We start from the raw sequence: 21,874 nt of genomic DNA, 5'->3' as shown, positions 1-21,874 counted from the left end.
GTCGCTCGCGCCGGATCGTGCTTCAGCCGCCACGGCGGGAGAGCTCGCGTTCGCCGGCTGCGCGCATCACCGCGACGTCGGGGCAGCGACCGGTCCAGAGCAGCTGCTGCAGCGCGGCCTGGTGCACGAGCATCCCCAGCCCGTCGAGCACCGCGGCACCCTGCGCTCGCGCAGCCGCGAGCAGGCCGGTCTCGAGCGGGTGGTAGACGAGATCGGCCACGAGCTGTCCGGCGTGGAGCAGGTGGGGGTCGCAGGGCAGCGACGCCTCGGTCGCCGCCTGCCCCATGCCGACGCTCGTCGCGTTCACCACCAAGTCCGCGTCGCGCACGGCCGTGGGTGTACCGACACGTCCTCGCCCGCCCGCGAGAGCGGCCGCGCGCTCGGCCCGCTCCGCAGTGCGGTTCACCACCACCACCTCCCCGGCGCCGCAGCCGGCCAGCGCGTGGACGACGGCGCGCGCCGCTCCGCCGCCGCCGAGCACGACCACCCGTGTGTCCTGCGGCTCGAAGCCCGCGTCGGCGCGCAGCGACGCGACGAACCCGGCGCCGTCCGTGTTGCGGCCGACGAGGCGGTCGCCGTCACGCACCACGGTGTTGACGCAGCGCAGCGCGGCAGCGCTCTCGTCGGCTTCGTCGACTGCCGCGAAGGCCTCGTCCTTCAGCGGCATCGTCACCGACAGCCCCCCCAGACCGAGCGTGCGCATCGCGTCGAGCGCGGCCTGCGCACCCCCGGGGCCGACCTCGAACGCGGCGTACGTCCAGTCGAGTCCGGCGGCCTCGAAGGCGGCGTTGTGCAGGGCCGGCGACAGGCTGTGGCGCACCGGCGAGCCGATCACGCCGGCCACGACGGTGGCGCCGGTCGGGGTCACAGCACTCCCGCTTCGCGGGCCTTCGCGATGTTCGCCTCGTGCTGGGCGAGGGTGGCCGCGAAGGCGTGGTGGCCGTCTTCGTCGATCAGCACGTAGTACAGGTAGAAGCACGGCGTGTCAGCGGCGAGGTCGGTGCACAGCTCGTCGTCGCCCCGCGGGTTCGGAGCGGGGTTGAGCGCGGCGGCGATGGATGCCCGCCCGGGGTTGGCGATCGGCGTCGGTGGCAGGCCTGTGTGCAGGTAGGTGTTGAAGGGCGTGTCGAGCGCCACGAGCTCGTCGAACGGGGCCTCGGGGTCCTGGCCGTACAACAGGGTGGCGTCGATCTGCAGCGGCATTCCGAGGAAGAGCCTGTTCAAGATGACCCGCGCGATCTTGGGGCGGTCCTCTGGCACCTTGGCCTCGCGCTCGATCATCGAGGCCACGATCAGCGTCTGGTACGGCGTTAGCCCGACGAGGCGCGCCGAGTCGTCGAGGCCCTCCTGGCGCCCGACGCGCTCCATCAGCGCAACCATCCGCCGGGTCACCTGTGTCTCGGTCTCGGTGCCGGCGACGTAGTAGGTGTCCGGGAACAGCAGACCCTCGAGGCTCTCGATGCCGTCGGGCAGGTACAGCGAGTCGACGTAAGCGCTCGTCGCCCTGGCCACGAACCGCTCGGCGTCGATGCCGGGCACCTCCTCACCCAGCCGCTCGCCGATGCGCGCGACGGTGTATCCCTCCGGGAAGGTCACCTTCACGTAGGTCTCGTTGGGCGGGGTGCGCAGCACGCTCAAGATGTTGCCCATGTGGTCGAGCGGGCGCACCGTGTAGAACCCGGCCACGATCTCCAGACCACCGTGGCGTTCGACGTACCAGCGGAACACGCGCGCGTTCTGGATGAAGCCCTCTTCCTGCAGGCGCTCGCTCGTCGTCTGCAGATCGTCCAGCTCGTGGACCGTGAACGTCTCCGCCGGCAGCGGGTCGCCGTCGGGGTTCACCTGGTGCACGTACCACCAACCGAGCACTCCGGCAGCGACGGCAGCCGCGGCCAGCACCAGGGCGAGCCCGAGCACGACCTTCGGCAGCACCCTGGCCCGGCGCGCCTCGGGCGTCGTCGCGTCGAGTGGGATCCACTCCGGGTCGTCCCAGGCGTCGCCGACCCATCCCGCCTCGGCGTCGTCGCGCACGTCGACGACGGTGCGCCGCCCGCTCACCGCGCTTGCCCCGCGCCGCCGGCGCGCCGGGAGTCGAGCCAGGCCTGCAGCATCACCGCGGCAGCGACCTTGTCGACCACGCGCCGGCGGGCCTTCCCCGACAGCTGAGCTTCGCGCAGCGCGCGGTCTGCGCTGACGGTCGTCAACCGCTCGTCGTGGGTCTCGACCGGCACGCCGACCACGGTACCGATCTCGGACGCCTCGGTAAGGGCAGCCCGCGCGGCGGGGCCGATGTGACCGGACAATCCGAGCGGAAGGCCGACCACGACCACCTCGACGTCTTCCTCGGCGACCAGGTCGGCGATGCGGCGGTGGTCGACCCGGCGGCTGCCAGAGCGGGTGAGCACGAGGAACGGCGTCGCGATCGTGCCGCTGCGGTCGCTGACTGCGACCCCGATCCGCTTGGTGCCGAGGTCGAGCCCGAGCGCCCGGACCGGCGTCGGCGGGGCCCGGTCGGGCATCAGGGGCGCGCGGCCTCGCGGGCGAGGCGCAGCGCGTCGGCGAGACCGTCGGGGTTCTTGCCGCCTGCGGTCGCGACGTCGCCCTTACCGCCCCCGCCGCCACCGACTGCGCGCGCCGCGTCGCGGATCAGGTCGCCGGCCTGGAGCCCGGAGTCGGGGGCCACGGCGGCGACGAGGGACACGCCCCCACCGGTGGTCAACCCGGCGAGCACGGTCGCCCGAACGCCGTCCTGCTGGCGCACGGCGATGGCCAGATCGCGCAGCTCCGGCGGAGCGAGCCCGTCGACGCGCTCGACCACCACGCCGTCGACGGCGGCCGCGGCCAGCTCACCTGCGCGCCCGGTGGCCAACTTGTTGCGCAGCACCTTCACCTCGTCGTGAGCGGCCTTCAGTTCGTCGAGCTTGCGCCGCAACCCGCCGAGCACGTCGTCGGTGGCCGTACCGACGAGGCGCGCGGCCTCGGCCAACGTGCGCTCGTCGTGCTGGAGCAAAGCCACGGAGTGCTCGCCGGTGAGCGCCTCGATGCGGCGCAGGTTGGAGCCGATCGAGCCTTCGCTGACGATCTTGATCGTGCCGATGTCACCGGTGGCGCGCACGTGAGTGCCGCCGCAGAGCTCGATCGAGTTGCCCGCCTCGAGCACCCGCACGATGTCGCCGTACTTGTCACCGAAGAACGCGATCGCGCCCATCGCGGCTGCCTCGTCCTTGGTGGTCTCGTACGCCCTCACCGGCGCGTTGGCCAGGGTCTCGGCGTTGGCCAGCCGCTCGATCTGGTCGATCTCGTCGGGCGTGAGCGCGGCGTAGTGGCTGAAGTCGAAGCGCAGGCGGTCGTCGGTGACGAGCGATCCTGCCTGCTTGACGTGCTCCCCGAGGACGCTGCGCAGGGCGAAGTGCAGCACGTGGGTGCCCGTGTGGTTGCGCCGGATCGCGTCGCGCCGAGCGGCGTCGATGGTGGCGGTCGCGCTCTGGCCGGCGACGACCTGGCCGTGGAGCACGCGCGCGAGATGGCGTCGCAGCCCGGGCAGCGCATACGTGGTGTCGACGACCTCGACCGAGCCGGTGTCGGTGGTGATCGTGCCCGTGTCGCCCACCTGCCCACCGCTCTCCGCGTAGAACGGCGTGCGGTCGAGGAACACCTCGACCATCGTGTGGTCGGGTGTGTCTTGCGGATGCTGCACCTCGAAGACGGCGAGCACCCGAGCGTCGGCGTCGTGTTGCGCATAGCCGACGAAGTCGGTGACGCCGAACTGCTCGACCACCTCGCGGTAGGCGTCGAGACGCGCATCGTCGGCAGCGCCGGCAGCGCCCTTCCGCGCGGCCTTGGCCCGCTCGCGCTGGGTGGCCATCTCGGCGTTGAACCCGCCGAGGTCGACGGCTACACCGCGCTCGGCGGCGATCTCCTCGGTGACCTCCAGCGGGAACCCGTAGGTGTCGTGCAACAAGAACGCGGTCGCCCCGGCGAGATCGGAGCTGCCGGCGGCGAGCTCGTCTTCGAGGATGGCAAGGCCGGTCTTCAGCGTCTGGCGGAAGCGCTCTTCTTCCTTGGTCAGCACGCCGAGGATGAAGTCACGGCTCTTCAACACGTCCGGGTGGGCACCACCCATCACGTCGATCGCTGTCTCGACGAGGCGCGGCATCACCAGGTGCTCGGTGCCGAGCAGGAAGGCGTGGCGCACCGCGCGCCGGATGATGCGCCTGAGCACGTAGCCGCGGCCCTCATTGCTCGGGAAAACACCGTCGCCGACGAGCATCGTCGCGGAGCGCGCGTGCTCGGCGAGGACGCGCAAGCTGAAGCTGTTGCGATCGTCGTAGTCGCCGGGCACGTAGCTGCGCCCGGTGAGCGACTGCGCCTCGTCGACGAGCGGGCGCAGCACATCGGTCTCCCAGACGCTGTCGACGCCCTGGACGAGAGCGAGGATCCGTTCCAGGCCGGCGCCGGTGTCGATCGAAGGCTTGGGCAGCGGCGTGCGGGTGCCGTCCGGCGCCTGGTTGAACTGCATGAACACCAGGTTCCAGAACTCCATGAAGCGATCCCCGAGGGGATCGTGGAGTGGGCCGCCGTCGGGGCCGAACGCCGGGCCGCGGTCGATGTGCAGCTCCGAGCACGGCCCGCACGGGCCGGTCTCGCCCATCTGCCAGAAGTTGTCCGCGTCGCCGAGGCGCTGGATGCGCTCCATCGGCACGCCGACGGACTCGTGCCAGATCTGCTCGGCGTCGTCGTCGGACTCGTGAACGGTGATCCAGATGCGGTCGCCGTCGAGGCCGAACACCTCGGTGGCGAGCTGCCAGCTGAACGGGATGGCGTCGGCCTTGAAGTAGTCGCCGAAGCTGAAGTTGCCGAGCATCTCGAAGAACACGAGGTGGCGCTTCGTGCGCCCGACGTCGTCGAGGTCGTTGTGCTTGCCACCTGCACGAGCGCACTTCTGCACGCTGACGGCCCGCTTGTACGGGGGCACCTCGTCGCCGACGAAGTAGGGCTTGAACGGCACCATGCCGGCGACGGTGAACAGCACCGTCGGGTCGTGGGGGATCAAGCTCGCCGAAGGCACCACGGAGTGATCCCGCTCCGCGAAGAAGCCGACGAAGGCGTCACGGAGCTCGTCGGCGGTGCGGGGAGGCTTCGGCATGGCTCGACAGATGCTACCGACCAGGTGCCTTCGGGCTCCTAGGATTGCACCCCGTGCGAAAGCACCCGCGCCCCCCCGCCGACGTCCACGAGTGGATCAGCTTCGACGACCCTGAAGAAGACAGGACCTGGGCGTTCGACGCCACGTTCCTGCGTTCCGACTGGCAGTGCATCTACGGCGCCGGGTGCCTCGGCGTGCTCGACGCCCCCGCGCCCGAGTTGATGCACGGGTGTTGCAGCCACGGCGCGCACTTCGTCGACGACGACGACGTGCAGACGGTGGTTCACGCCGTCGTGCGACTGACGCCCGCCGTCTGGCAGAACCACAAGTCGGGCCGCCGCTCCGGCTTCCTCGCGCCGGGCGAGGAGGGCTCCACCACCACCCGTCTCGTCGACGGTGCGTGCATCTTCTTGAACCGCCCCGGCTTTCCCGGTGGCGCGGGCTGCGCGTTGCACATCGCTGCGGAGCAGGCCGGCGAGCGCCCGCTCGACTGGAAGCCGAACGTCTGTTGGCAGCTGCCGCTACGTCTCGAACACAGCCGCGACGACAACGATCACCTCACGTCGACGCTGCGCGAATGGAAGCGTCGTGACTGGGGCGAGGGCGGCGAGGAGTTCCACTGGTGGTGCACCGAATCGCCGGAAGCGTTCGTCGGCTCCGTGCCCACCTACCGGTACCTGCGCGACGAGATCGTCGAGATGGTCGGCGAGCGCATCTACGAGCTGGCCGTCCCGCTGCTGGAGCGCCCCGACTGGACGCCCTTGCCCCACCCCGCGGTGCGCAAGCACAAGCGCTGAGTGCTCGCGGCTCAGGCCGTGGCCGGGACCCGCCGGGAGGCCCGTCGACGCTCCTCGAGGCCGAGGTGGCGCTTGCGGATGCGGATCGCGGAGGGAGTGACCTCGACCAACTCGTCTTCGGCGATCCACTCGATCGCGGTCTCCAGCGTGTGTTCCACCGGTGCCGCCAACTTCACCCCGTCGTCGTGGCTGTGCGTGCGGATGTTCGTCTTCTCCTTCGCCCGCACCGCGTTGCACACCATCTCGTCGGGTCGGGCATTCTCGCCGATGACCATGCCCTCGTAGACGTCGTCGCCGGGCTGGACAAACAGCTCGCCGCGGAGCTGCAGGTTGTCGAGCGCGTAGGCGGTCACCATGCCGATCCGGTCGGCGACCATCGCCCCTCCGGTGCGGTGCGGCAGGTCGCCGGCCCACGGGGTCCAGCCGGCATGGTGCTGGTGGAGCATCGCCGTCCCCCGCGTGGCCGTCAGCAGCAAGGAGCGGAACCCGATCAGGCCGCGACTCGGGCACTCGAAGGTGACCACCGTGCGGCCCGGGTCGCCGGGGCGCAGGTCGGTGACTCGGCCCTTGCGCGGGGCGAGTGCCTGGGTGACCGTGCCGACGTGCTCGTCGGGCACGTCGCAGACGCCGCGCTCGAGTGGCTCGAAGCGCTTGCCGTTGACCTCTTTCGTGATCACCTCGGGCCGGCTCACCTGCATCTCGTAGCCCTCGCGACGCATCGACTCGATGAGCACCGCGAGCTGCAGCTCTCCCCGGCCGGCGACCTCCATCACCTCGGTCGAGTCGGTCTCGTGCAGCTTGACCGACACGTTGCCGAGCACCTCGCGGTGCAGGCGATCACGCAGGTGGCGGCTGGTGAGGAACTTGCCGTCGCGCCCCGCAAACGGCGAGGTGTTGACTCCGAACGTCATCCGCAACACCGGCTCGTCGACGGTGAGCCGAGGCAGTGCGGCCGGAGCTTCGACCGAGGCGATGGTGTCGCCGATCTCCACCTCGGGGAACCCGGCGACGACGAACAGGTCGCCCGCCGAGAGCTCTTCGACCTCTTCGCGCCCGACCCCGGAGAACGCCATCAGCTGGGACAGGCGCCGCTTGAGCGGCGGCTGGCCGGCGGCGAACTCCTCTTCCAGCAACGCCACCGTGTCGCCCTTGCGCAGCACCCCGTTGTGGACGCGGCCGATCGCGAGGCGCCCGAGGTAGTCGGAGGCGTCGAGGTTGGTGACGAGCGCCTGCAGCGGCGCCGCGGGGTCGCCCGCCGGAGCGGGGATCTGCTCGACGATGGTGTCGAGCAGCGCCGACAGGTCGGCGTCGGCGGCGGGCATCCCGATGCCACGCACCGCCCGGCCCTCACGGGCGACGGCCGAGACGACTTCGAACTCGATGTGGTGGTCGTCGGCCTCGAGGTCGATGAACAGCTGGTAGACCTCGTCGAGCACCTCGTCGGCGCGGGCGTCGGCGCGGTCGACCTTGTTCACGACGACGATCGCCGGCAGGTCCTGGGCAAGTGCCTTCTGCAGCACGTAGCGGGTCTGGGGCAGCGGGCCTTCGGCCGCGTCGACGAGCAGCAAGATGCCGTCGACCATGGTCAGCGCCCGCTCCACCTCGCCGGCGAAGTCGGCGTGACCGGGGGTGTCGACGAGGTTGATCTTCACCCCGCGCCAGGTGACCGCGGCGGCCTTGGCGAGGATCGTGATCCCCCGCTCGCGCTCCTGGTCGCCGGTGTCCATCACCCGTTCGACGAGCTGCTGATGGGCGGCGAAAGTGCCCGTGGCGCGCAACAGCGCGTCGACGAGGGTGGTCTTGCCATGGTCGACATGCGCGACGAGGGCGACGTTACGTAGGGACGGCTTCATCTCGTGAGGGCGTGATGCGCGGCGGGCTCCGGTGACGGGGCCTCGGCCTGGCTGCTCAGTGCTCTTCGACGTCCTCGTCGTCGTCGTCGTCGAACCGCACGCCGTACTTCTCGGCGATGGCGGCGTACTCGTCGTCTTCTGACTCGTACGGGCGGGATTCCTGGGCTCCGAGGCCCAGGTCAGACGCGCTGGGACCGGACTGCTTGAGCTTGCGCGCTTCTTCGAAGCGGCGATGACGACCCTTCTTCACGGTAGGGCTCCGAACTTAGTGTGCTGACATTGGATTCGAGTCTACCGGTTGCACCCTGCAACGAGGGTGTTCGGTCGGGCGACGTATCGTACCAGCTCATGGCGCATGCAGGGCCTTGGTGGCAGTCGGCTGTGATCTACCAGATCTACCCCCGCAGCTTCGCCGACGCCGATGCCGACGGCATCGGCGACCTGGCCGGGATCCTCGCCCACCTCGACCACGTGGAGTGGCTGGGAGTCGACGCGATCTGGTTGTCGCCGATCTTTCCCTCCCCGATGGCCGACTTCGGGTACGACGTCAGCGACTACTGCTCCGTCGACCCCGTGTTCGGTGACCTCGACACGTTCGACCGCCTCGTCGCCGAGGCCCACCGCCGCGGGTTGAAGGTGATGCTCGACTGGGTGCCGAACCACACCTCCGACCAGCACCCGTGGTTCCTGGAGAGCCGCTCCGGGCGCTCCAGCGCGAAGCGCGACTGGTACGTGTGGCGCGACGCCCCGGCCAACAACTGGCGGGCGGCCTTCGACACCGCCGAGCCGGCGTGGACGCTCGACCCGGCGACCGAGCAGTGGTATCTGCACTGCTTCCTGCCCGAGCAGCCCGACCTGAACTGGGCCAACGGCGAGGTACGCGCGGCGATGCTCGACACGTTGCGCTTCTGGCTCGACCGTGGCGTCGACGGCTTCCGGATGGACGTCGTGCACCTGCTCGGCAAGGACGTCGACGCCGACGACCCCGCCGACCTCGTCCACTGGTCGCACGTGCCGTTCAACGACCACCCCGACACCCACCGTTACCTGCGTGAGATCCGGGCGGTGCTCGATTCCTACCCCGGCGACCGCACGAGTGTCGGCGAGGTGTACCTGCTCGACCCGGAAAAGGTGGTCAAGTACTACGGCGACGGCGACGAGCTGCACCTCAGCTTCAACTTCGGCCTCACCCACTCGCGCTGGGAGGCCGCCGAGCTGCACCGCCACGTGCGCGACGGCCTCGCGGTGCTGGAGCCCGCCGGAGCGTGGCCGGTGTGGGTGCTGTCCAACCACGACCAACCCCGCCACCGCGGCCGCTACGGAGGTGACGAGCGCGTCGCCCGTGCAGCCGCCGTGCTGCTCACCACGCTGCCCGGCACACCGTTCCTGTATGCCGGCGAGGAGCTCGGCCTGGTCGACGCCGACATACCCCCCGAGCGCGTCGTCGACCCCGGCGGGCGCGACGGCTGCCGGGCTCCGCTGCCCTGGACCGCGGCGGCGCCGCACGGATGGCCGGCCGATCCGTGGTTGCCATTCCCGCCCGAAGCGGGCGAGCGCTCGGTCGAGGCACAGCGAGGCGATCCGACGTCCGTGCTGCACCTCTACCGCACCTTGCTCGCCCTCCGGCGGGCCGGCGATGCGCTGCGCACGGGCTCGTTCGAGCTGCGCGACGACGCCCCTGCCGGGGTCCTCGCCTACGAGCGGGAGGGCAGCGAGCGGCTCACGATCCAGGTGTCGACGAGCGAACACCCGGCACGATCGCTGACCGACGACGGCGAGGTGCTGCTCGACACCGCCGGCGCGCAGACCCCCGGCGAGGACCTCGCCCCGTTCGGCGCTCGAATCGTTCGCCGTCCCTGAGCGGCAAGGCGGGTGGTGCCAACATGGGCACCCATGGCGTCGAGGGGTGCGATCGCGGCGATCGTCAACCAGAAGGGCGGGGTCGGCAAGACGACGGTCACCGTCGGGCTCACCTCCGCGGCGATGCGCGCCGGCAAGCGCGTGCTCGTCGTCGACCTCGACCCGCAGGGCTCCTCGACGTGGGTGCTCGGGCGAGATCCGACCACCGTCGGCGTGTCGACTGCCGAGGTGCTCCACGGTGCGCCGGCGGAGAACGCCATCGTGGCCTCGTCCTGGAGCGAGCGCGTGCACCTGCTGCCCTCTTCACACCGGCTGCTCCCCCACGAGGTCACCTGCGAGCCCGGGCGGCTCGCGGCGGCGTTGGCGACAGTGGTCGGCCACTACCACGTCGTGCTGCTCGACTGCCCGCCCTCGCTCGGCAGCCTCACCCTGAACGGCCTCACCGCCGCCCAGCACGCGGTGATCGTCGTCGAACCGGCGGCGCTGAGCCTGCGCGGGATCGGTGCGGTGGCAGACGTGGTCGACGAGGTGTGGGACGCCCACAACCCGAACCTCGACCTGGCCGGCGTGATCGTCAACAAGGTGCCGCCGGTGTCGGGCGAGGCCGATCGACGTCTCGAGGAGCTGGCCCGCATCGTCGGGCGCAAGGCGATCTGGGAGCCGTTCGTCCCCCAGCGCGTGATCATCAACCAGGCGATCGGCGACCGTCAGCCGATCCACGCCTACGGGGTACGCGCCGCCGACGTGGTCGAGGTGTTCGACCAGCTCTGGCGACACCTGCGCCGCCACGTGAAAGAGCACCGCCGCTGAACCGGTGACCGCTCACTACCTGGGCCTACTACCTGGTCTAACTACAGGGCGATCCGCCACTGAAGGGCCTTCATCGCCGCAGTGACCAGCCACAACGCAACGAGGACGCTGAACCCGATCGCCAGGCCGGCTCGGTCGGGTGAGGCGTTCAGCACGTCGGCCAGCCACTCGTGCGCCGGGCGGCCGTCCACCGTGGTGTGCTGGAGCGCTCCGTTCACGAATCGCTCCCCCATGTACACGACGAGCGAGTTGATCCCGAGCACGGAGGCCGTCCAGCACAGCTGCTTGCCGACCGGCAGGTGCTCGAGGGCGCGGCACACGAGCAGCAACGTGAGCGCCGCGGCGGCCGTGATGGCCACGTAGGACGGCGTCGCCAACCGCTTGTTCGGATCGACGACCGTCATCGCGATCAGCCCCGCCGCGCCGAGGCCGGCCGCGTAGAGCCATGTGCGGAGCAGGTTCCGCTCCCCCTCCAGCAAGGTGGCCGCGATCCAGCCGAGCAGCACCAGCGCGACCGCGATCAGCATCTGCCCCACTCCCTCGGGGTCGATCCCCGACGCGGCGCCGCGGTAGAGGTGTTGATCGTTGACGATCGCGCGGTCCAGCCAGAACATCGGGCTGCAGCGCCCTTCGCAGGGGCGGCCGACGAGCACTCCCCACCCCATCACGATCACGGCGGTGACGGCAGCGACGGGGAGGCGGCGGCCCCGCGTCGCCCAGATCACGATCGCGCCGAGGCCCCCGGCGATGCCGATCGTCTGCAGCACACCGGTGAAGCGCAGGTTGGTCAGGTCTGCTCCGGTGTCCCAGGCGTTGTAGACGAGTCCGGCGACGATCAGCGCGATCACCCGCTTGACCAGCCGGCGGACCACCTTTGCCGAGAACCCGCGCCTGGTGAGGAACCACAGCGAGAACCCGGACAGGAACATGAAGGCGGGAAAGACGAAATCGCTCACCGTCAGCCCGTCCCAAGGCGAGTGGTGGAGCCAAGGGTACGCGTCGCCCTCCCCGAAGGCCGGCGTGACCAGCATCACGGCGAGCAGCAGGCCTCGCGCGGCGTCGATGTAGAGGCTGCGGGTGCGCGGCGGGTCCGGCGGCACGGGCTCGGCGGGAGCGGTGGCTTCCGGCGCCTCAGCGGCGAGGGCGTCGGCGCCGATGGCGCTAGACATCGGGCGCGGTCACGACCGGCACGGGGATGAGCGAAAGACCGCCCCGGCCGTCGAAGGTGAGCGCGGCGGTGCCTTCCACCAGGTGGCGGATGTCGTCGCCGACCACTGCCGCCCGCCAGCCGCTCGCCAGCCTGGCTTCGGGATCGCCGCGCAGCAGCGCGGCGATGTCGGCCCGTGTCCCGAGCAGCACGGTGTCGATGCGCTCCTTGCGGGCGAGCTCGCTGACCCACGCCGACACGAGGGTGACGGCCGGGCGCAGGTGGCGGTCGAGCTCGTCGGCGTCGTTCGCGGGCACGGCGACCTCTTGGTCGACCCCGCGGGCGACGGCGTCGACGATCTCTCGGCCGAGACCTCCCCGGTAGTGCCGCTCGTCCACCCCGCGGGCGTGCGCGAGCTCTTGCGGCGTGCGCGGCGCCTTCTGGGCGATGCCGAGGATCGCGAGGTCGGGCAACACCTGCCGAGGCGGGATGTCGCTCGCCGCCGCCCGGCGCTCACGCCACTCGGCCACCGCCTGGGCCACGCCGCGCGCCTTCGCCTTCAGCGTGCGCACGTCCTTCAGGCGCAGCCAGGCGTCTGCCGGGTCGTTGCTGCCGTAAGCGCGGGTGCGCAGCTCTTCACAGGCCTCGTCGACCCATGCCGCGCGCCCGAGCGCGGCCGCCTGCGCGGTGAGCGTGTCGTGCAGGGCGAGCAGGTGCGTCACGTCGGAAGCCGCGTATTCGCGCTGGGCCTCGGTGAGCGGCCGGCGCAGCCAGTCGGTGAGGCGGTCACCCTTCGGGAGCGTCGTCGCCAGCTCGCCCTGCGCCAGCGCGCTCAACGCCGGCGTGCTGTAGCCGACGAAGCCCGCCGCGAGCTGGGTGTCGTAGAGGTGGGCCGGCACCGCCCCGATCGAGGACTGCAACACGTCGAGGTCCTGCTGGGCAGCGTGCAACACCGCGAGCCCGGGACCCTCGAGCAGGGGGACCAGACCGCGGCAGTCGCACGCCAGCGGGTCGATCAGCACGGTGCCCCCCGGCCAGGACAGCTGCACCAGAGCGAGACGTGGGTAGTACGTGCGCTCCCGGTGGAACTCGGTGTCGAGGGCGTAGCGCGGCTCACTGCGCACCTCGTCGACCACCCGTGCCAGCTCCTCGTCGGTCGACACCCAGCGGTGGCTCACGACGGGTCGATCCCCTCCACGACGTGGCGCCCGCTCGACACCCAGGCGATCATCCCACCCTGCACGTTCACCGCGTCGAGACCCTGCTCGGCCAGGTAGACGCAGGCGTTCGCGCTGCGACCCCCGCTGCGGCAGATCAGGTAGACGGGCTTGCCGTCGGCGCTCGTCATCAGGCCGAGGTTCTCCGGAACGGTGGCGAGGGGCACCAAGACGGCACCGGGCACGTGCCCGCTCGTGTACTCCTCCGGCTGGCGGACGTCGACCAGCGCCGCGCCGTCGGCCAGCTGCCGGGCGAGCTCGTCGACGGTGATCTCCGGCACTGCAACCATGGAGCCAGAACCTACCCGCCTCCCAGGTCACCGGGGCTGTTCGCGTTCACCAACCGGGAGGGGTCGACACCCACCGATACGACCTGCAGGCCGCTCCAGGCGCGCCGGATCGCCCGCTCCCCCGAAGAGAACGCGGCGGCGAGCGTCGGCTCGCAGCGTTGCACCCTCCAGGCGGCACAGAGCGGTTCGCGACGGTCGCCGCCCTGTGCCGCGGCGACGTCGGCGGCCTCGGCGTGGTCGGCGGCCTCGACATGGTCGGCGGGCCGGCGGAGTGCGGCGACGACGCGTGACACCGTCTCGGCGTCCAGCCCCACGAGGTCCACCGCGACCACCACGAGCACCGGGCACGGAGACCAATGCAGTGCGCTCAGCAAGCCGCCGAGGGGCCCCTGGCCGGGGTGCTCGTCGGGCAGCGAGTCGACGCCGGCACGGGCGTGCAAGCTGCTGTCGCCGCCCACCGCCACGACGGCGTCGGCGCCGGCGGCGCGCAGGACGCCCGCCAGCCGGGCGACGAGCGGCTCGCCACCCAGCTCGAGCGCGGCCTTGTCGCTGCCCATCCGGCGGCTCGCCCCACCCGCGAGCACCGCCCCCGCCCAACAGTCGCCGGGCAACAGCTCAGCCCTCGTCCGGAACGCCCGACGGGTCTAGTTGGCGCAGGAGCAGCGCGCAGCGATCGGCCTCGTCGAGCTCGCCGATCGCCGCCGCGGTGCGCTGCAGCCCGCGCAGGGCGCGCAGGAAGCCGCGGTTCGTCGGCGCGCTCCAGCGTACGTAGCCCGAACCCCTCCAGCCGCTGGCCCGCAGGGCGTCGAGGCCGCGGTGGTAGCCGACCCGGTAGCACGCGTACTGCTCGACCAGGTCACGCCCGGCGTCGCCGAGCAGCGCCCATGCGTCGAGGTAGCGGGGCCAGCGCGCGACGACGGCGGCGACGGCAGTACGCCGTTCGGCGACGGGCGCCGCGAGCGCGGCCCTCAGCGCGGCAGCGGCCGCGGGATCCGCCTCCGGGAGCACGGTCGACGGCGGGCCCTGCGGCTGCAGATCGACCGTCTGGTCGCTCATTCCTCCTGCCCCGGTACGTCGAGCTCGGGCAGGTCGACGGTCACCTCGAAACCCAGGAACCGACACCGCGGCGGCTCCTGCTGCTCCCCGTCGGTGGCGAGCAGCGCCTCGTCCTTCACGTCCTCGGCGCAGTCCTGCAACGCCTGGCGCTGACTCCACACCAGCACCCCGGCGGCCACGACGAGCGCGACCGTGAGCAGTCGCACGGTGCCGTTGACGATCACCTTCACCGCGATCGCCGCGATGACGACGAGCACCACGATCACGCCGATGGCGAGGGCCTTCATCGACTCCACCTCGATCCCCAGCACGGGCAGCACCCTACGACGGCCCACCCCCGCCCCCCGAGCATCCATCGTCCCCCGTCGCCACCCCGCCCACGCTTTCGCGGCTTCCGCGGCTTCGCGGCTTCGCGACGTTCGCGACTGCCACAGGTTTCGCGGCTTCGCGACGTTCGCGACTGCCACAGGTTTCGCGGCTTCGCGACGTTCGCGGCTGCCGCAGGTTTCGCGGCTTCCGCGCCAATCTGTCAACGAAGCTGCGGCTAGCGCAGGTTGGTTGACAGATTGGCGCGATAGCTGCGGTTTGTGGTGGGAGTCGCGGCACGCGGCGATGTCGTCTGACTCAGGGGATCCCGAGAATCAGGGGACCTCGACGACGCGGAGCAGGTCCGTGGCGGCGTGGCTCGGGCGGTCGGGGGCGCCGGCGAGGACGGCCAGCAGGTCGCCGGAGCGGACATGACCGGCCACCTCGGCACGGGCGACGACGGTCCACACCAGGTCGTCTGTGCTTCGCGCGGCTTCGACGGCGAGCGGCGTCACCCCCCAGACGAGGGCCAGGTGGCGAACGGTCGCCGGCACCGGGCTGAGCCCGAGCAGCGGTGTGGCGGGGCGGTAGCGGGCGATCGCCTGGGCAGTGCGCCCGGATCGGGTGACGGCGGCGATGGCCGCCAGCCCGAGATCGGCCTGAACCTGCCAGGCGGCGTGGGTCATCGCCATCGTGACCGGGTCGGTCGACGCCTCCGGCCGTCGTGGCAGCACCCGCCCCAGACGGGCTCCCCACCCCGGATAGTCGGCGCCCGCCTCCGCGCGCTCGACGATGCGGGACATGGTCCGCACCACGTTTGCCGGGTCGGCGCCGATCGCCGTCTCTCCCGACAACATCACCGCGTCGGTTCCGTCGAACACGGCGTTCGCGACGTCGCTCACCTCGGCGCGGGTCGGTTCCGGGGCGTCGATCATGCTCTCCAGCATCTGGGTGGCGGTGATCACCGGGATCCCGGCCTCGACGCAGTGCCGCACGATCCGCTTCTGCAGGTGCGGGACGTCTTCGAGCGGGCACTCGATGCCGAGGTCGCCCCTCGCGACCATCACGGCGTCGGCAGCGTCGGCGATCGCGGCCAACGCCTCGACCGCCGCCGCTGTCTCGATCTTGGCCACCAACCGCACCGGATGCTGCGCTACCGCGGCCCGCAGGGCGGAGACGTCGCCGGCCGAGCGCACGAACGACACCGCCAGGAAGTCGACTTCGGCAGCCACCGCCCGAGCGAGCACCAGGTCGTTTTCGGTCGGGGTCTGCATCCGTAGGCGCTCGCCGGGCAGGTGGACACCGGGACGGCCGCTGACCCGGCCGCCAGCAACGACCCGGCACTCGACCGTCTCGCCGGCCACCGCATCTACCTCCATCACGATCGACCCGTCGCCGATCACCACCCGATCGCCGGCGGCGAGGTCTTCCGCCAGGCCGGGGTAGTCCACCGAGATCGTCGACGCGGTGCTCGGCCCCTCACCGAAGGTCAGTCCGACGACTGCGCCCGCAGCGAGGTCCACCCCGCCGCTCGGCATCTCCCCCGCACGCAGCTTGGGGCCGGGGAGGTCGGCGAGAACGGCGACGACGCGGCCCGCCCGCTCGGCCGCGGAGCGCACCGCCGCGATCCGGGCGCGGTGCTCGTCGAGGGTTCCGTGGCTCAGGTTCAGCCGCACCACGTCGACGCCCGCGGCGACGAGCTCGTCGGGACAGCCGCCTCGGTCGGTAGCCGGTCCGAGGGTGGCCACGATCTTCGTGCGACGGTTCACACCTGCTTATCTAGTCCCCCATGGAGCTGCTGCTGGTACGCCACGCGCTGCCCGTGCGCCGCGAGTTGGAGAGCGGTGTCGCCGACCCGGAGCTCTCCGCGGCCGGCCGCCAGCAGGCAGAGCACCTCGCCGACTACCTCGCCGCCGAGCGGCTTCACGCGATCTACGCCAGCCCGCTGCAGCGGGCCCGGCAGACCGCAGAACCGATCGCGCTCTCCCAGGAGCTCAGCGTCGTGATCGAGGACGCAGTCGCCGAGTGGGACCGCAACTCGAACGAGTACGTCCCGGTGGAGGAGCTGAAGGCCGAGAACGACCCGCGCTGGCACGCGCTGCTCAACGGGGAGTGGCCGGTCGACGACGAGAGTCCCGACATCTTCGTCCGACGCTGTGTCGACGCCATCGAGCGCCTCGTCGATGCCCACCCGTCGCAGAAGATCGCCGTCGTCTGCCACGGCGGCGTGATCAACGCTTACCTCGCCCACGTCCTCGGCACGCCCAACTCGATGGGCTTCTTCTACCCGAACTACACCTCGATCCACCGGGTGGCCGCGGCGGGCAGCGGTCAGCGCTCGATCGTGACGGTCAACGAGACCGCGCACCTGCGCGGCACCGGGCTGCCGACGGGTCTCCACCAGTGACCTCCGTCGACGCGCTTGCCGGCTTCCTCGATGCCTCCCCGTCGCCGTGGCACGCCGTCTCCTCCGCGGCAGCCATGCTCGACGCCGAGGGCTACATCGCCGTCGACGAGGCGGCGGCCCCGTGGACGAGCGTGCCGCGCGGCTACGTGATCCGCGGCGGCGCTCTCGTCGCGTGGTGTGGGGACGGTTCGATCCCGGGCTCGTTCCGCATCGTCGGAGCGCACACCGACTCGCCCGGGCTGCGTGTGAAGCCGCTGCCCGACACGGGCAGGCTCGGCTGGCGCCAGCTCGGCGTCGAGGTGTACGGGGGCGCACTCACCAACTCCTGGCTCGACCGCGATCTCGGAGTCGCCGGACGCCTCGTCGAGCGCAACGGGACGGCGCGCCTCGTCCGTGTCGACGAACCGGTGGCCCGTGTTCCCCAGCTCGCGATCCACCTCGACCGCGACGTCGGCGAAAGAGGGCTGAAGCTCGACCGCCAGGCTCACCTCACCCCGGTGTGGGGCACCGGCAAGTTCGCTCCCGGTGAGTTCGCCGAGTGGATCGCCGCGATGGCGTCCCTCGAAAGGGGGGCACTGGCGGCCTGGGAGCTCTGCCTCTACGACATCACACCGGCAGCGGTGCTCGGCGCCGACCGCACGCTCTTCGCGAGCGGGCGCCTCGACAACCTGGTGTCCTGCTGGGCGGCGACCACGGCGCTTCGCTCCTGCGCTCAGCTCGACGATGGAACGTGGCGAGTCGTCGCGCTGTTCGACCACGAAGAGGTCGGCTCGCAGAGCTCCGTCGGCGCCAGCGGGCCGCTGCTCGAGACCGTGCTCGAACGGCTCGTGCTCGCCGCGGGCGGCGGCCGCGAGCACCTGCACCGCGCGTTCGCGGCCAGCACCTGCATCTCGGCCGACAACGCCCACGCCGTGCACCCCAACTACCCCGAACGCCACGAGCCCGACCATTGTCCTCTCGTCAACCACGGTCCGGCGCTGAAGCTGAACAGCAACCAGCGCTACGCGACCTCGGCCGAGACCGCGGCGGTCTTCCAGCGCGCATGTGAGGCGGCGGGGGTCCCGTGGCAGGTGTTCGTGAGCCGCAACAACATGCCCTGCGGCTCGACCATCGGCCCGCTCAGCGCGACGAGGCTCGGCATCGCCACGGTCGACGTCGGGGTGCCCCAGCTCTCCATGCACTCGGCACGTGAGCTCTGCGGCGCAGACGACCCCCTGCACCTGCAGGCGGCCCTCGCCGCGTACTACGCCGGCGCCTGAGAGCGCCCCTTCCCCCAAGTTTCTCGGTCGGATTTGTGACACATAGCGCGACTCATCCGACCGAGAACGGGGGGCGTTGTCAGCCGACCCGGGCTTGGGCGGCGTCGAACAGGCGCTGCATCTCGGCGTGGAGCTCAGCCGACAGCTCCTTCACCGCCTCGCGCGGCGCGCGCCCGCTGCCGTCGACCCGGGGGTGGATCGGCGCGCCGATGATCATGTGCACCTTGCGGGGATAGACGAACTTGGCGCCCTTCGGCATCGCTCGCTCGCTGCCGCCGATCCCGACGGGCACGATCGGCACGTTGGCCTTGCAAGCGGCATATGCGGCGCCGTTGAACAGCGGTTGCACGATCGGGCCGCACTTCCGCTCGCCCTCGGCGAACAGCACCAGCGGCTCGCCCGCCCGGAGCACCTCGATGCAGCGCATGAGCGCTTCGCGGTCGGCCTTGCCGCGGCTCACCGGGAAGGCCCCGAGCGCAGACAGCATCCAGCCAAAACGCGGCCTGTGCCAGAGCGTGTCCTTGCCCATGTAGCGCATCCGCCGGCGAGTGGCCGAGGCCACGATGGGCGTGTCGACGTACGAACGGTGCACCGGCGCGAGCACGAACGCACCCGACGTCGGCACGTGCTCGCGGCCCTCCACGGACTGGCGCAGGTACAACCTGCAGAACGTGACGACGAGGAAGCGCATGAACTGGTAGAACGCCCGGCTCGCGGGGCCCGAGCCGGCGAGGAACGTGTCGACCCCGGTCACTGCGGCCCCCCTTCCCCGAGGGAGGCGAGCTGGCGCTCTCGGCGCCGCACGAGCGTCACGAGCTCGTCGACGACATCGTCGATCCCGCGGTCGCTCGTGTCGACGACGACGGATCCGTCGGCTTCGACGAGCGGGCTGTCGACCCGGGTCGAGTCCAACCGGTCGCGCTCCGCGATCGCGCGCTCGATCTCGTCGACATCGCCGCCGGCCTCGGCCACGCGGCGCAGGGCGCGCACCCTCGGGCTAGCGGTGAGGTACACCTTCAGCACCGCGTCGGGAAACACCACCGAGCCGATGTCTCGGCCTTCGATCACACCACCGCGGCGCTCCTCGCCCCAGGCCCGCTGGCGGCGACGCAGCTCATGGCGAACGGCCGGGTTCGCGGCGACGGTGCTGACGAGCGCGGTGACTTCGGGCGATCGGATCGCGGCGGTGGCGTCGACGCCGTCGACCCGCACCCCGCGCTCGTCGAGCTCCAGCGTGAGATCGCGAGCGAGACGAGCGACGGCCTCCTCGGCGTCGACCGGCACCCGCCGCTCCAGCGCGCCGAACGTCACGGCTCGGTACATCGCTCCGGTGTCGAGGTATTCGAGCCCCAGCCGATCGGCCAGAAAGCGCGCCACGGTGGACTTGCCGGCGCCGGCCGGGCCGTCGATGGCGACGACGCGCAGCAGCCGCTGCCCGGGCGCGCCGGGCCTGGTCGTGGACGCGCTCACCACGAGGTTCCCTGAGGCTGCCCCTCGTCGAAGCCGGCCGCGCTCTGCACGCCGACGACAGCACGCTCCTGGAACTCGGGGATGGTCGAGGCGCCCGCGTACGTGCATGCGCTGCGCACCCCGGCGACGATCTGGTCGAGGATGTCCTCCACGCCGGGGCGGTCGGGATCGAGGTACATCCGCGAGGTGCTGATCCCCTCCTCGAACAGCTCCTTGCGCGCTCGCTCGAACAGCGATTCCGAACGGGTGCGCACCTTGACCGCGCGGTTCGACGCCATTCCGAAGCTCTCCTTGTAGAGGCGCCCCTCGGTGTCGCGCAGCGTGTCTGCGGCCGACTCGTAGGTTCCGGCGAGCCACGACCCGAACATCACGTTCGACGCTCCGGCGGCGAGTGCGAGCGCCACGTCGCGGGGATGGCGCACGCCGCCGTCGGCCCACACGTGGCATCCGTGGCGGCGGGCCTCGGCGGCGCACTCGAGCACGGCCGAGAACTGCGGGCGACCGACGCCGGTCATCATCCGCGTCGTGCACATCGCCCCCGGGCCGACCCCCACCTTCACCACGTCGGCACCGGCCTCGATGAGCTGGCGCGTGCCCTCCTCGGTGACGACGTTGCCGGCGACGATCGGCTGGTCGGGCACCAACCTGCGCACCTCGGCGATGGTGCGCAGCATGCGCGTCTGGTGACCGTGGGCGGTGTCGATGACGAGGACGTCGACGCCAAGAGCAGCGAGCTCCTTCGCCCGCGTGGCCGGTTCGCCGTTGATGCCGACCGCCGCCGAGGTGAGCAACTGACCAGCCGCGTTCAGCGCCGGGCGGTAGATCGCGGAGCGCAGCGCCCCCCGACGTGTCATGCAGCCGAGCAGCCGCCCGTCGGCGCCGACGACGGGTGCGGCGTTGATCCGCTTGTGGGAGAGCAGTTCGTAGATGTGCTCGAGGTCAGTTCCCTCGGCGACGGTCACCAGGTCGGTGCGCATCACGGTGTGGAGCTGGGCGAAGCGGTCGAAGCCGGCAGCGTCGGCGTCGGTGAACACACCGAGGGGACGCTCGTCGTCGTCCACCACGACGACGATCCCGTGCGCACGTTTGTGGATCAGGCTCAAGGCGTCGCCCACCGTGTGGTGGGGCCCGAGCGTGATCGGCGTGTCGTAGATCGGGTGGCGGCTCTTCATCCAGCCGACGACGCTCTCGATCACGTCGAGGGGGATGTCCTGGGGCAGCACGGTCAGCCCGCCGCGACGGGCGACCGTCTCGGCCATCCGGCGTCCTGCCACGGCGGTCATGTTGGCGACGACGACCGGGATCGTCGTACCGAGCCCGTCCGGGGTGACGAGGTCGACGACCAGGCGTGACGGAACGTCGGAGATGCTCGGCACCATGAAGGCGTCGCTGTACGTGAGCTCGTACGGAGGGGCGGTGTCGTTCAAGAAGCGCATCGGGTCGGCCTCGGCGGGGGGTTGGCCCGGTTGAGGCCGCCCCAGGCTAATGGCGGCCCGGGTGCCGGTGCACCGACCGTGCGCTCGGTGAGCAGATCCCCCTGCAGGTAGCTTCACGCAGATGGCCCACCCGGTTGTCCTCGTGCACGGATGGGGTGGCTCGTTCGCCGAGACGTGGCAGCGCAGCGGGTTCACCGAACTGCTCGCCGATGCCGGGCGGGAGGTGATCGGCATCGACCTGCTCGGTCATGGCACGGCACCCAAGCCCCACGACACTGACGCCTACGCCGATCTGACCTTACGCATCGAAGACGCGCTGCCACCGGGGCAGGTCGATGCCGTCGGCTTCTCTCTCGGTGCGATCACCCTGCTCCGCCTGGCCTGCCGGGCACCCGAGAGGTTCCACCGGCTGGTGCTCGCCGGCATCGGGCGCAACCTGTTCGAGCCGGAGGAGGAAGGCCACGCCCGCATCGTCGCCGCCCTCGAAGGCCGCGGTGACCCGACCGACAACATCGCCCGCATGTTCGTCCAGTACGCCGACCAGCCGGGCAACGACAAGACCGCATTGACGCTCGTGATGAAACGGCCTCCTGCACCGCCGTTCACCGACGAGCTGCTTTCCGGGGTGACCTGCCCGGTGCTCGTCGCCATCGGCGATCGCGACTTCGCCGGGCCCGGTGACCCCCTCGCGGACCGCCTTCCGGAGGCGACGTTGAAGGTGCTGCGCGGGGTCGATCACTTCGCCACTCCGGAGTCGTTCGCGTTCATCGACGCCGCGCTCGAGTTCCTGGACGCCGTCCCGGCGTGAGCCGCGCATCGC

General features: G+C 71.3%; 22 protein-coding genes. 6 read left to right on the top strand and 16 right to left on the bottom strand.

Features of this window, described 5'->3' with window-relative positions; all coding sequences use genetic code 11:
• Positions 1–22: 22 nt before the first annotated feature.
• The 4 genes from aroE to alaS are packed head-to-tail and all read right to left on the bottom strand — an operon-like array spanning position 23 to position 5,146.
• Complete coding sequence (gene aroE / locus IPM43_15350) at positions 23–868, bottom strand: shikimate dehydrogenase (GenBank protein QQS24736.1); 846 nt, start codon at positions 866–868, stop codon at positions 23–25.
• Positions 865–2,058 carry an endolytic transglycosylase MltG gene (gene mltG, locus IPM43_15345; protein ID QQS24735.1) on the bottom strand — a complete coding sequence of 398 codons (1,194 nt, stop codon included), beginning with the start codon at positions 2,056–2,058 and terminating at the stop codon, positions 865–867. Before mltG ends, aroE begins: the two co-directional genes overlap by 4 nt.
• Positions 2,055–2,519 (bottom strand): Holliday junction resolvase RuvX, encoded by a 465-nt coding sequence (ruvX, locus tag IPM43_15340; protein QQS24734.1) that lies wholly within the window; start codon positions 2,517–2,519, stop codon positions 2,055–2,057. The genes mltG and ruvX overlap by 4 nt, the downstream gene beginning before the upstream one ends.
• Positions 2,519–5,146: an alanine--tRNA ligase gene (alaS, locus tag IPM43_15335; protein QQS24733.1), complete on the bottom strand. Its 2,628-nt coding sequence runs from the start codon at positions 5,144–5,146 to the stop codon at positions 2,519–2,521. The genes ruvX and alaS overlap by 1 nt, the downstream gene beginning before the upstream one ends.
• Positions 5,147–5,199: 53 nt before the next feature.
• Between alaS and IPM43_15330 the strand changes: the two genes are divergently transcribed.
• A complete protein-coding gene (locus tag IPM43_15330; protein QQS24732.1) occupies positions 5,200–5,943 on the top strand; it encodes a hypothetical protein in 744 nt (247 codons plus the stop codon).
• Positions 5,944–5,954: 11 nt separating this feature from the next.
• Here the strand turns inward: IPM43_15330 and typA are convergent, their stop codons facing one another.
• Together typA and IPM43_15320 are read right to left on the bottom strand one after the other, a co-directional pair.
• Positions 5,955–7,796 (bottom strand): translational GTPase TypA, encoded by a 1,842-nt coding sequence (gene typA, locus IPM43_15325; GenBank protein QQS24731.1) that lies wholly within the window; start codon positions 7,794–7,796, stop codon positions 5,955–5,957.
• A gap of 55 nt (positions 7,797–7,851) precedes the next feature.
• A complete protein-coding gene (locus IPM43_15320) occupies positions 7,852–8,046 on the bottom strand; it encodes a hypothetical protein (GenBank protein ID QQS24730.1) in 195 nt (64 codons plus the stop codon).
• Positions 8,047–8,144: 98 nt separating this feature from the next.
• On the opposite strand from IPM43_15320, the gene IPM43_15315 reads away from it, so the two are divergent.
• Together IPM43_15315 and IPM43_15310 are read left to right on the top strand one after the other, a co-directional pair.
• Positions 8,145–9,656 (top strand): DUF3459 domain-containing protein, encoded by a 1,512-nt coding sequence (locus IPM43_15315; GenBank protein ID QQS24729.1) that lies wholly within the window; start codon positions 8,145–8,147, stop codon positions 9,654–9,656.
• A 33-nt stretch (positions 9,657–9,689) separates the two neighbouring features.
• A complete protein-coding gene (locus IPM43_15310; GenBank protein QQS24728.1) occupies positions 9,690–10,466 on the top strand; it encodes a ParA family protein in 777 nt (258 codons plus the stop codon).
• A 41-nt stretch (positions 10,467–10,507) separates the two neighbouring features.
• Here IPM43_15310 and IPM43_15305 read toward each other — a convergent pair whose 3' ends face one another.
• From IPM43_15305 to pyk, 7 genes are all read right to left on the bottom strand, one after another.
• A complete protein-coding gene (locus IPM43_15305; protein ID QQS24727.1) occupies positions 10,508–11,635 on the bottom strand; it encodes a DUF1624 domain-containing protein in 1,128 nt (375 codons plus the stop codon).
• Complete coding sequence (locus IPM43_15300) at positions 11,628–12,791, bottom strand: HRDC domain-containing protein (protein QQS24726.1); 1,164 nt, start codon at positions 12,789–12,791, stop codon at positions 11,628–11,630. Before IPM43_15300 ends, IPM43_15305 begins: the two co-directional genes overlap by 8 nt.
• Positions 12,788–13,120 (bottom strand): rhodanese-like domain-containing protein, encoded by a 333-nt coding sequence (locus tag IPM43_15295; GenBank protein QQS24725.1) that lies wholly within the window; start codon positions 13,118–13,120, stop codon positions 12,788–12,790. Before IPM43_15295 ends, IPM43_15300 begins: the two co-directional genes overlap by 4 nt.
• 11 nt (positions 13,121–13,131) lie before the next feature.
• On the bottom strand, positions 13,132–13,731 hold the full coding sequence (locus IPM43_15290) for a molybdenum cofactor guanylyltransferase (protein QQS24724.1): 600 nt from the start codon (positions 13,729–13,731) through the stop codon (positions 13,132–13,134).
• 4 nt (positions 13,732–13,735) lie between these two features.
• Entirely contained in the window at positions 13,736–14,176 is a 441-nt protein-coding gene (locus tag IPM43_15285) for a DUF3151 family protein (protein QQS24723.1), read from the bottom strand.
• On the bottom strand, positions 14,173–14,487 hold the full coding sequence (locus tag IPM43_15280) for a hypothetical protein (protein ID QQS24722.1): 315 nt from the start codon (positions 14,485–14,487) through the stop codon (positions 14,173–14,175). The genes IPM43_15285 and IPM43_15280 overlap by 4 nt, the downstream gene beginning before the upstream one ends.
• A gap of 330 nt (positions 14,488–14,817) precedes the next feature.
• Entirely contained in the window at positions 14,818–16,251 is a 1,434-nt protein-coding gene (pyk, locus tag IPM43_15275) for a pyruvate kinase (GenBank protein ID QQS24721.1), read from the bottom strand.
• Positions 16,252–16,271: 20 nt separating this feature from the next.
• On the opposite strand from pyk, the gene IPM43_15270 reads away from it, so the two are divergent.
• Together IPM43_15270 and IPM43_15265 are read left to right on the top strand one after the other, a co-directional pair.
• A complete protein-coding gene (locus IPM43_15270; protein ID QQS24720.1) occupies positions 16,272–16,889 on the top strand; it encodes a histidine phosphatase family protein in 618 nt (205 codons plus the stop codon).
• Positions 16,886–18,148 carry a M18 family aminopeptidase gene (locus tag IPM43_15265; protein QQS24719.1) on the top strand — a complete coding sequence of 421 codons (1,263 nt, stop codon included), beginning with the start codon at positions 16,886–16,888 and terminating at the stop codon, positions 18,146–18,148. Before IPM43_15270 ends, IPM43_15265 begins: the two co-directional genes overlap by 4 nt.
• Before the next feature lie 79 nt (positions 18,149–18,227).
• Here the strand turns inward: IPM43_15265 and IPM43_15260 are convergent, their stop codons facing one another.
• The 3 genes from IPM43_15260 to IPM43_15250 are packed head-to-tail and all read right to left on the bottom strand — an operon-like array spanning position 18,228 to position 21,054.
• Entirely contained in the window at positions 18,228–18,902 is a 675-nt protein-coding gene (locus tag IPM43_15260; protein ID QQS24718.1) for a 1-acyl-sn-glycerol-3-phosphate acyltransferase, read from the bottom strand.
• Positions 18,899–19,726 carry a (d)CMP kinase gene (locus IPM43_15255; GenBank protein ID QQS24717.1) on the bottom strand — a complete coding sequence of 276 codons (828 nt, stop codon included), beginning with the start codon at positions 19,724–19,726 and terminating at the stop codon, positions 18,899–18,901. The genes IPM43_15260 and IPM43_15255 overlap by 4 nt, the downstream gene beginning before the upstream one ends.
• Positions 19,615–21,054, bottom strand: coding sequence for a GuaB1 family IMP dehydrogenase-related protein (locus tag IPM43_15250; protein ID QQS24716.1), 1,440 nt, complete (start codon positions 21,052–21,054; stop codon positions 19,615–19,617). Before IPM43_15250 ends, IPM43_15255 begins: the two co-directional genes overlap by 112 nt.
• A 121-nt stretch (positions 21,055–21,175) precedes the next feature.
• On the opposite strand from IPM43_15250, the gene IPM43_15245 reads away from it, so the two are divergent.
• A complete protein-coding gene (locus IPM43_15245) occupies positions 21,176–21,862 on the top strand; it encodes an alpha/beta fold hydrolase (GenBank protein QQS24715.1) in 687 nt (228 codons plus the stop codon).
• Positions 21,863–21,874: the final 12 nt, after the last annotated feature.

It is taken from the genome of Actinomycetota bacterium, assembly GCA_016700055.1.
Taxonomy (GTDB): domain Bacteria; phylum Actinomycetota; class Acidimicrobiia; order Acidimicrobiales; family Ilumatobacteraceae; genus Kalu-18.
This window is presented reverse-complemented; position numbering and strand designations above follow the sequence as displayed.

Excerpts from the sequence above, each read along its gene's own strand:
- ruvX (QQS24734.1), bottom strand. The coding sequence starts at position 2,519 with ATGCCCGACCGGGCCCCGCCGACGCCGGTCCGGGCGCTCGGGCTCGAC.
- alaS (QQS24733.1), bottom strand. The coding sequence starts at position 5,146 with ATGCCGAAGCCTCCCCGCACCGCCGACGAGCTCCGTGACGCCTTCGTC.
- typA (QQS24731.1), bottom strand. The coding sequence starts at position 7,796 with ATGAAGCCGTCCCTACGTAACGTCGCCCTCGTCGCGCATGTCGACCAT.
- IPM43_15315 (QQS24729.1), top strand. The coding sequence starts at position 8,145 with ATGGCGCATGCAGGGCCTTGGTGGCAGTCGGCTGTGATCTACCAGATC.
- IPM43_15310 (QQS24728.1), top strand. The coding sequence starts at position 9,690 with ATGGCGTCGAGGGGTGCGATCGCGGCGATCGTCAACCAGAAGGGCGGG.
- IPM43_15305 (QQS24727.1), bottom strand. The coding sequence starts at position 11,635 with ATGTCTAGCGCCATCGGCGCCGACGCCCTCGCCGCTGAGGCGCCGGAA.
- IPM43_15295 (QQS24725.1), bottom strand. The coding sequence starts at position 13,120 with ATGGTTGCAGTGCCGGAGATCACCGTCGACGAGCTCGCCCGGCAGCTG.
- IPM43_15285 (QQS24723.1), bottom strand. The coding sequence starts at position 14,176 with ATGAGCGACCAGACGGTCGATCTGCAGCCGCAGGGCCCGCCGTCGACC.
- IPM43_15270 (QQS24720.1), top strand. The coding sequence starts at position 16,272 with ATGGAGCTGCTGCTGGTACGCCACGCGCTGCCCGTGCGCCGCGAGTTG.
- IPM43_15255 (QQS24717.1), bottom strand. The coding sequence starts at position 19,726 with ATGCACGTACGCGGGCGCCTCGACCATCCCCGAGTTCCAGGAGCGTGC.
- IPM43_15250 (QQS24716.1), bottom strand. The coding sequence starts at position 21,054 with ATGCGCTTCTTGAACGACACCGCCCCTCCGTACGAGCTCACGTACAGC.
- IPM43_15245 (QQS24715.1), top strand. The coding sequence starts at position 21,176 with ATGGCCCACCCGGTTGTCCTCGTGCACGGATGGGGTGGCTCGTTCGCC.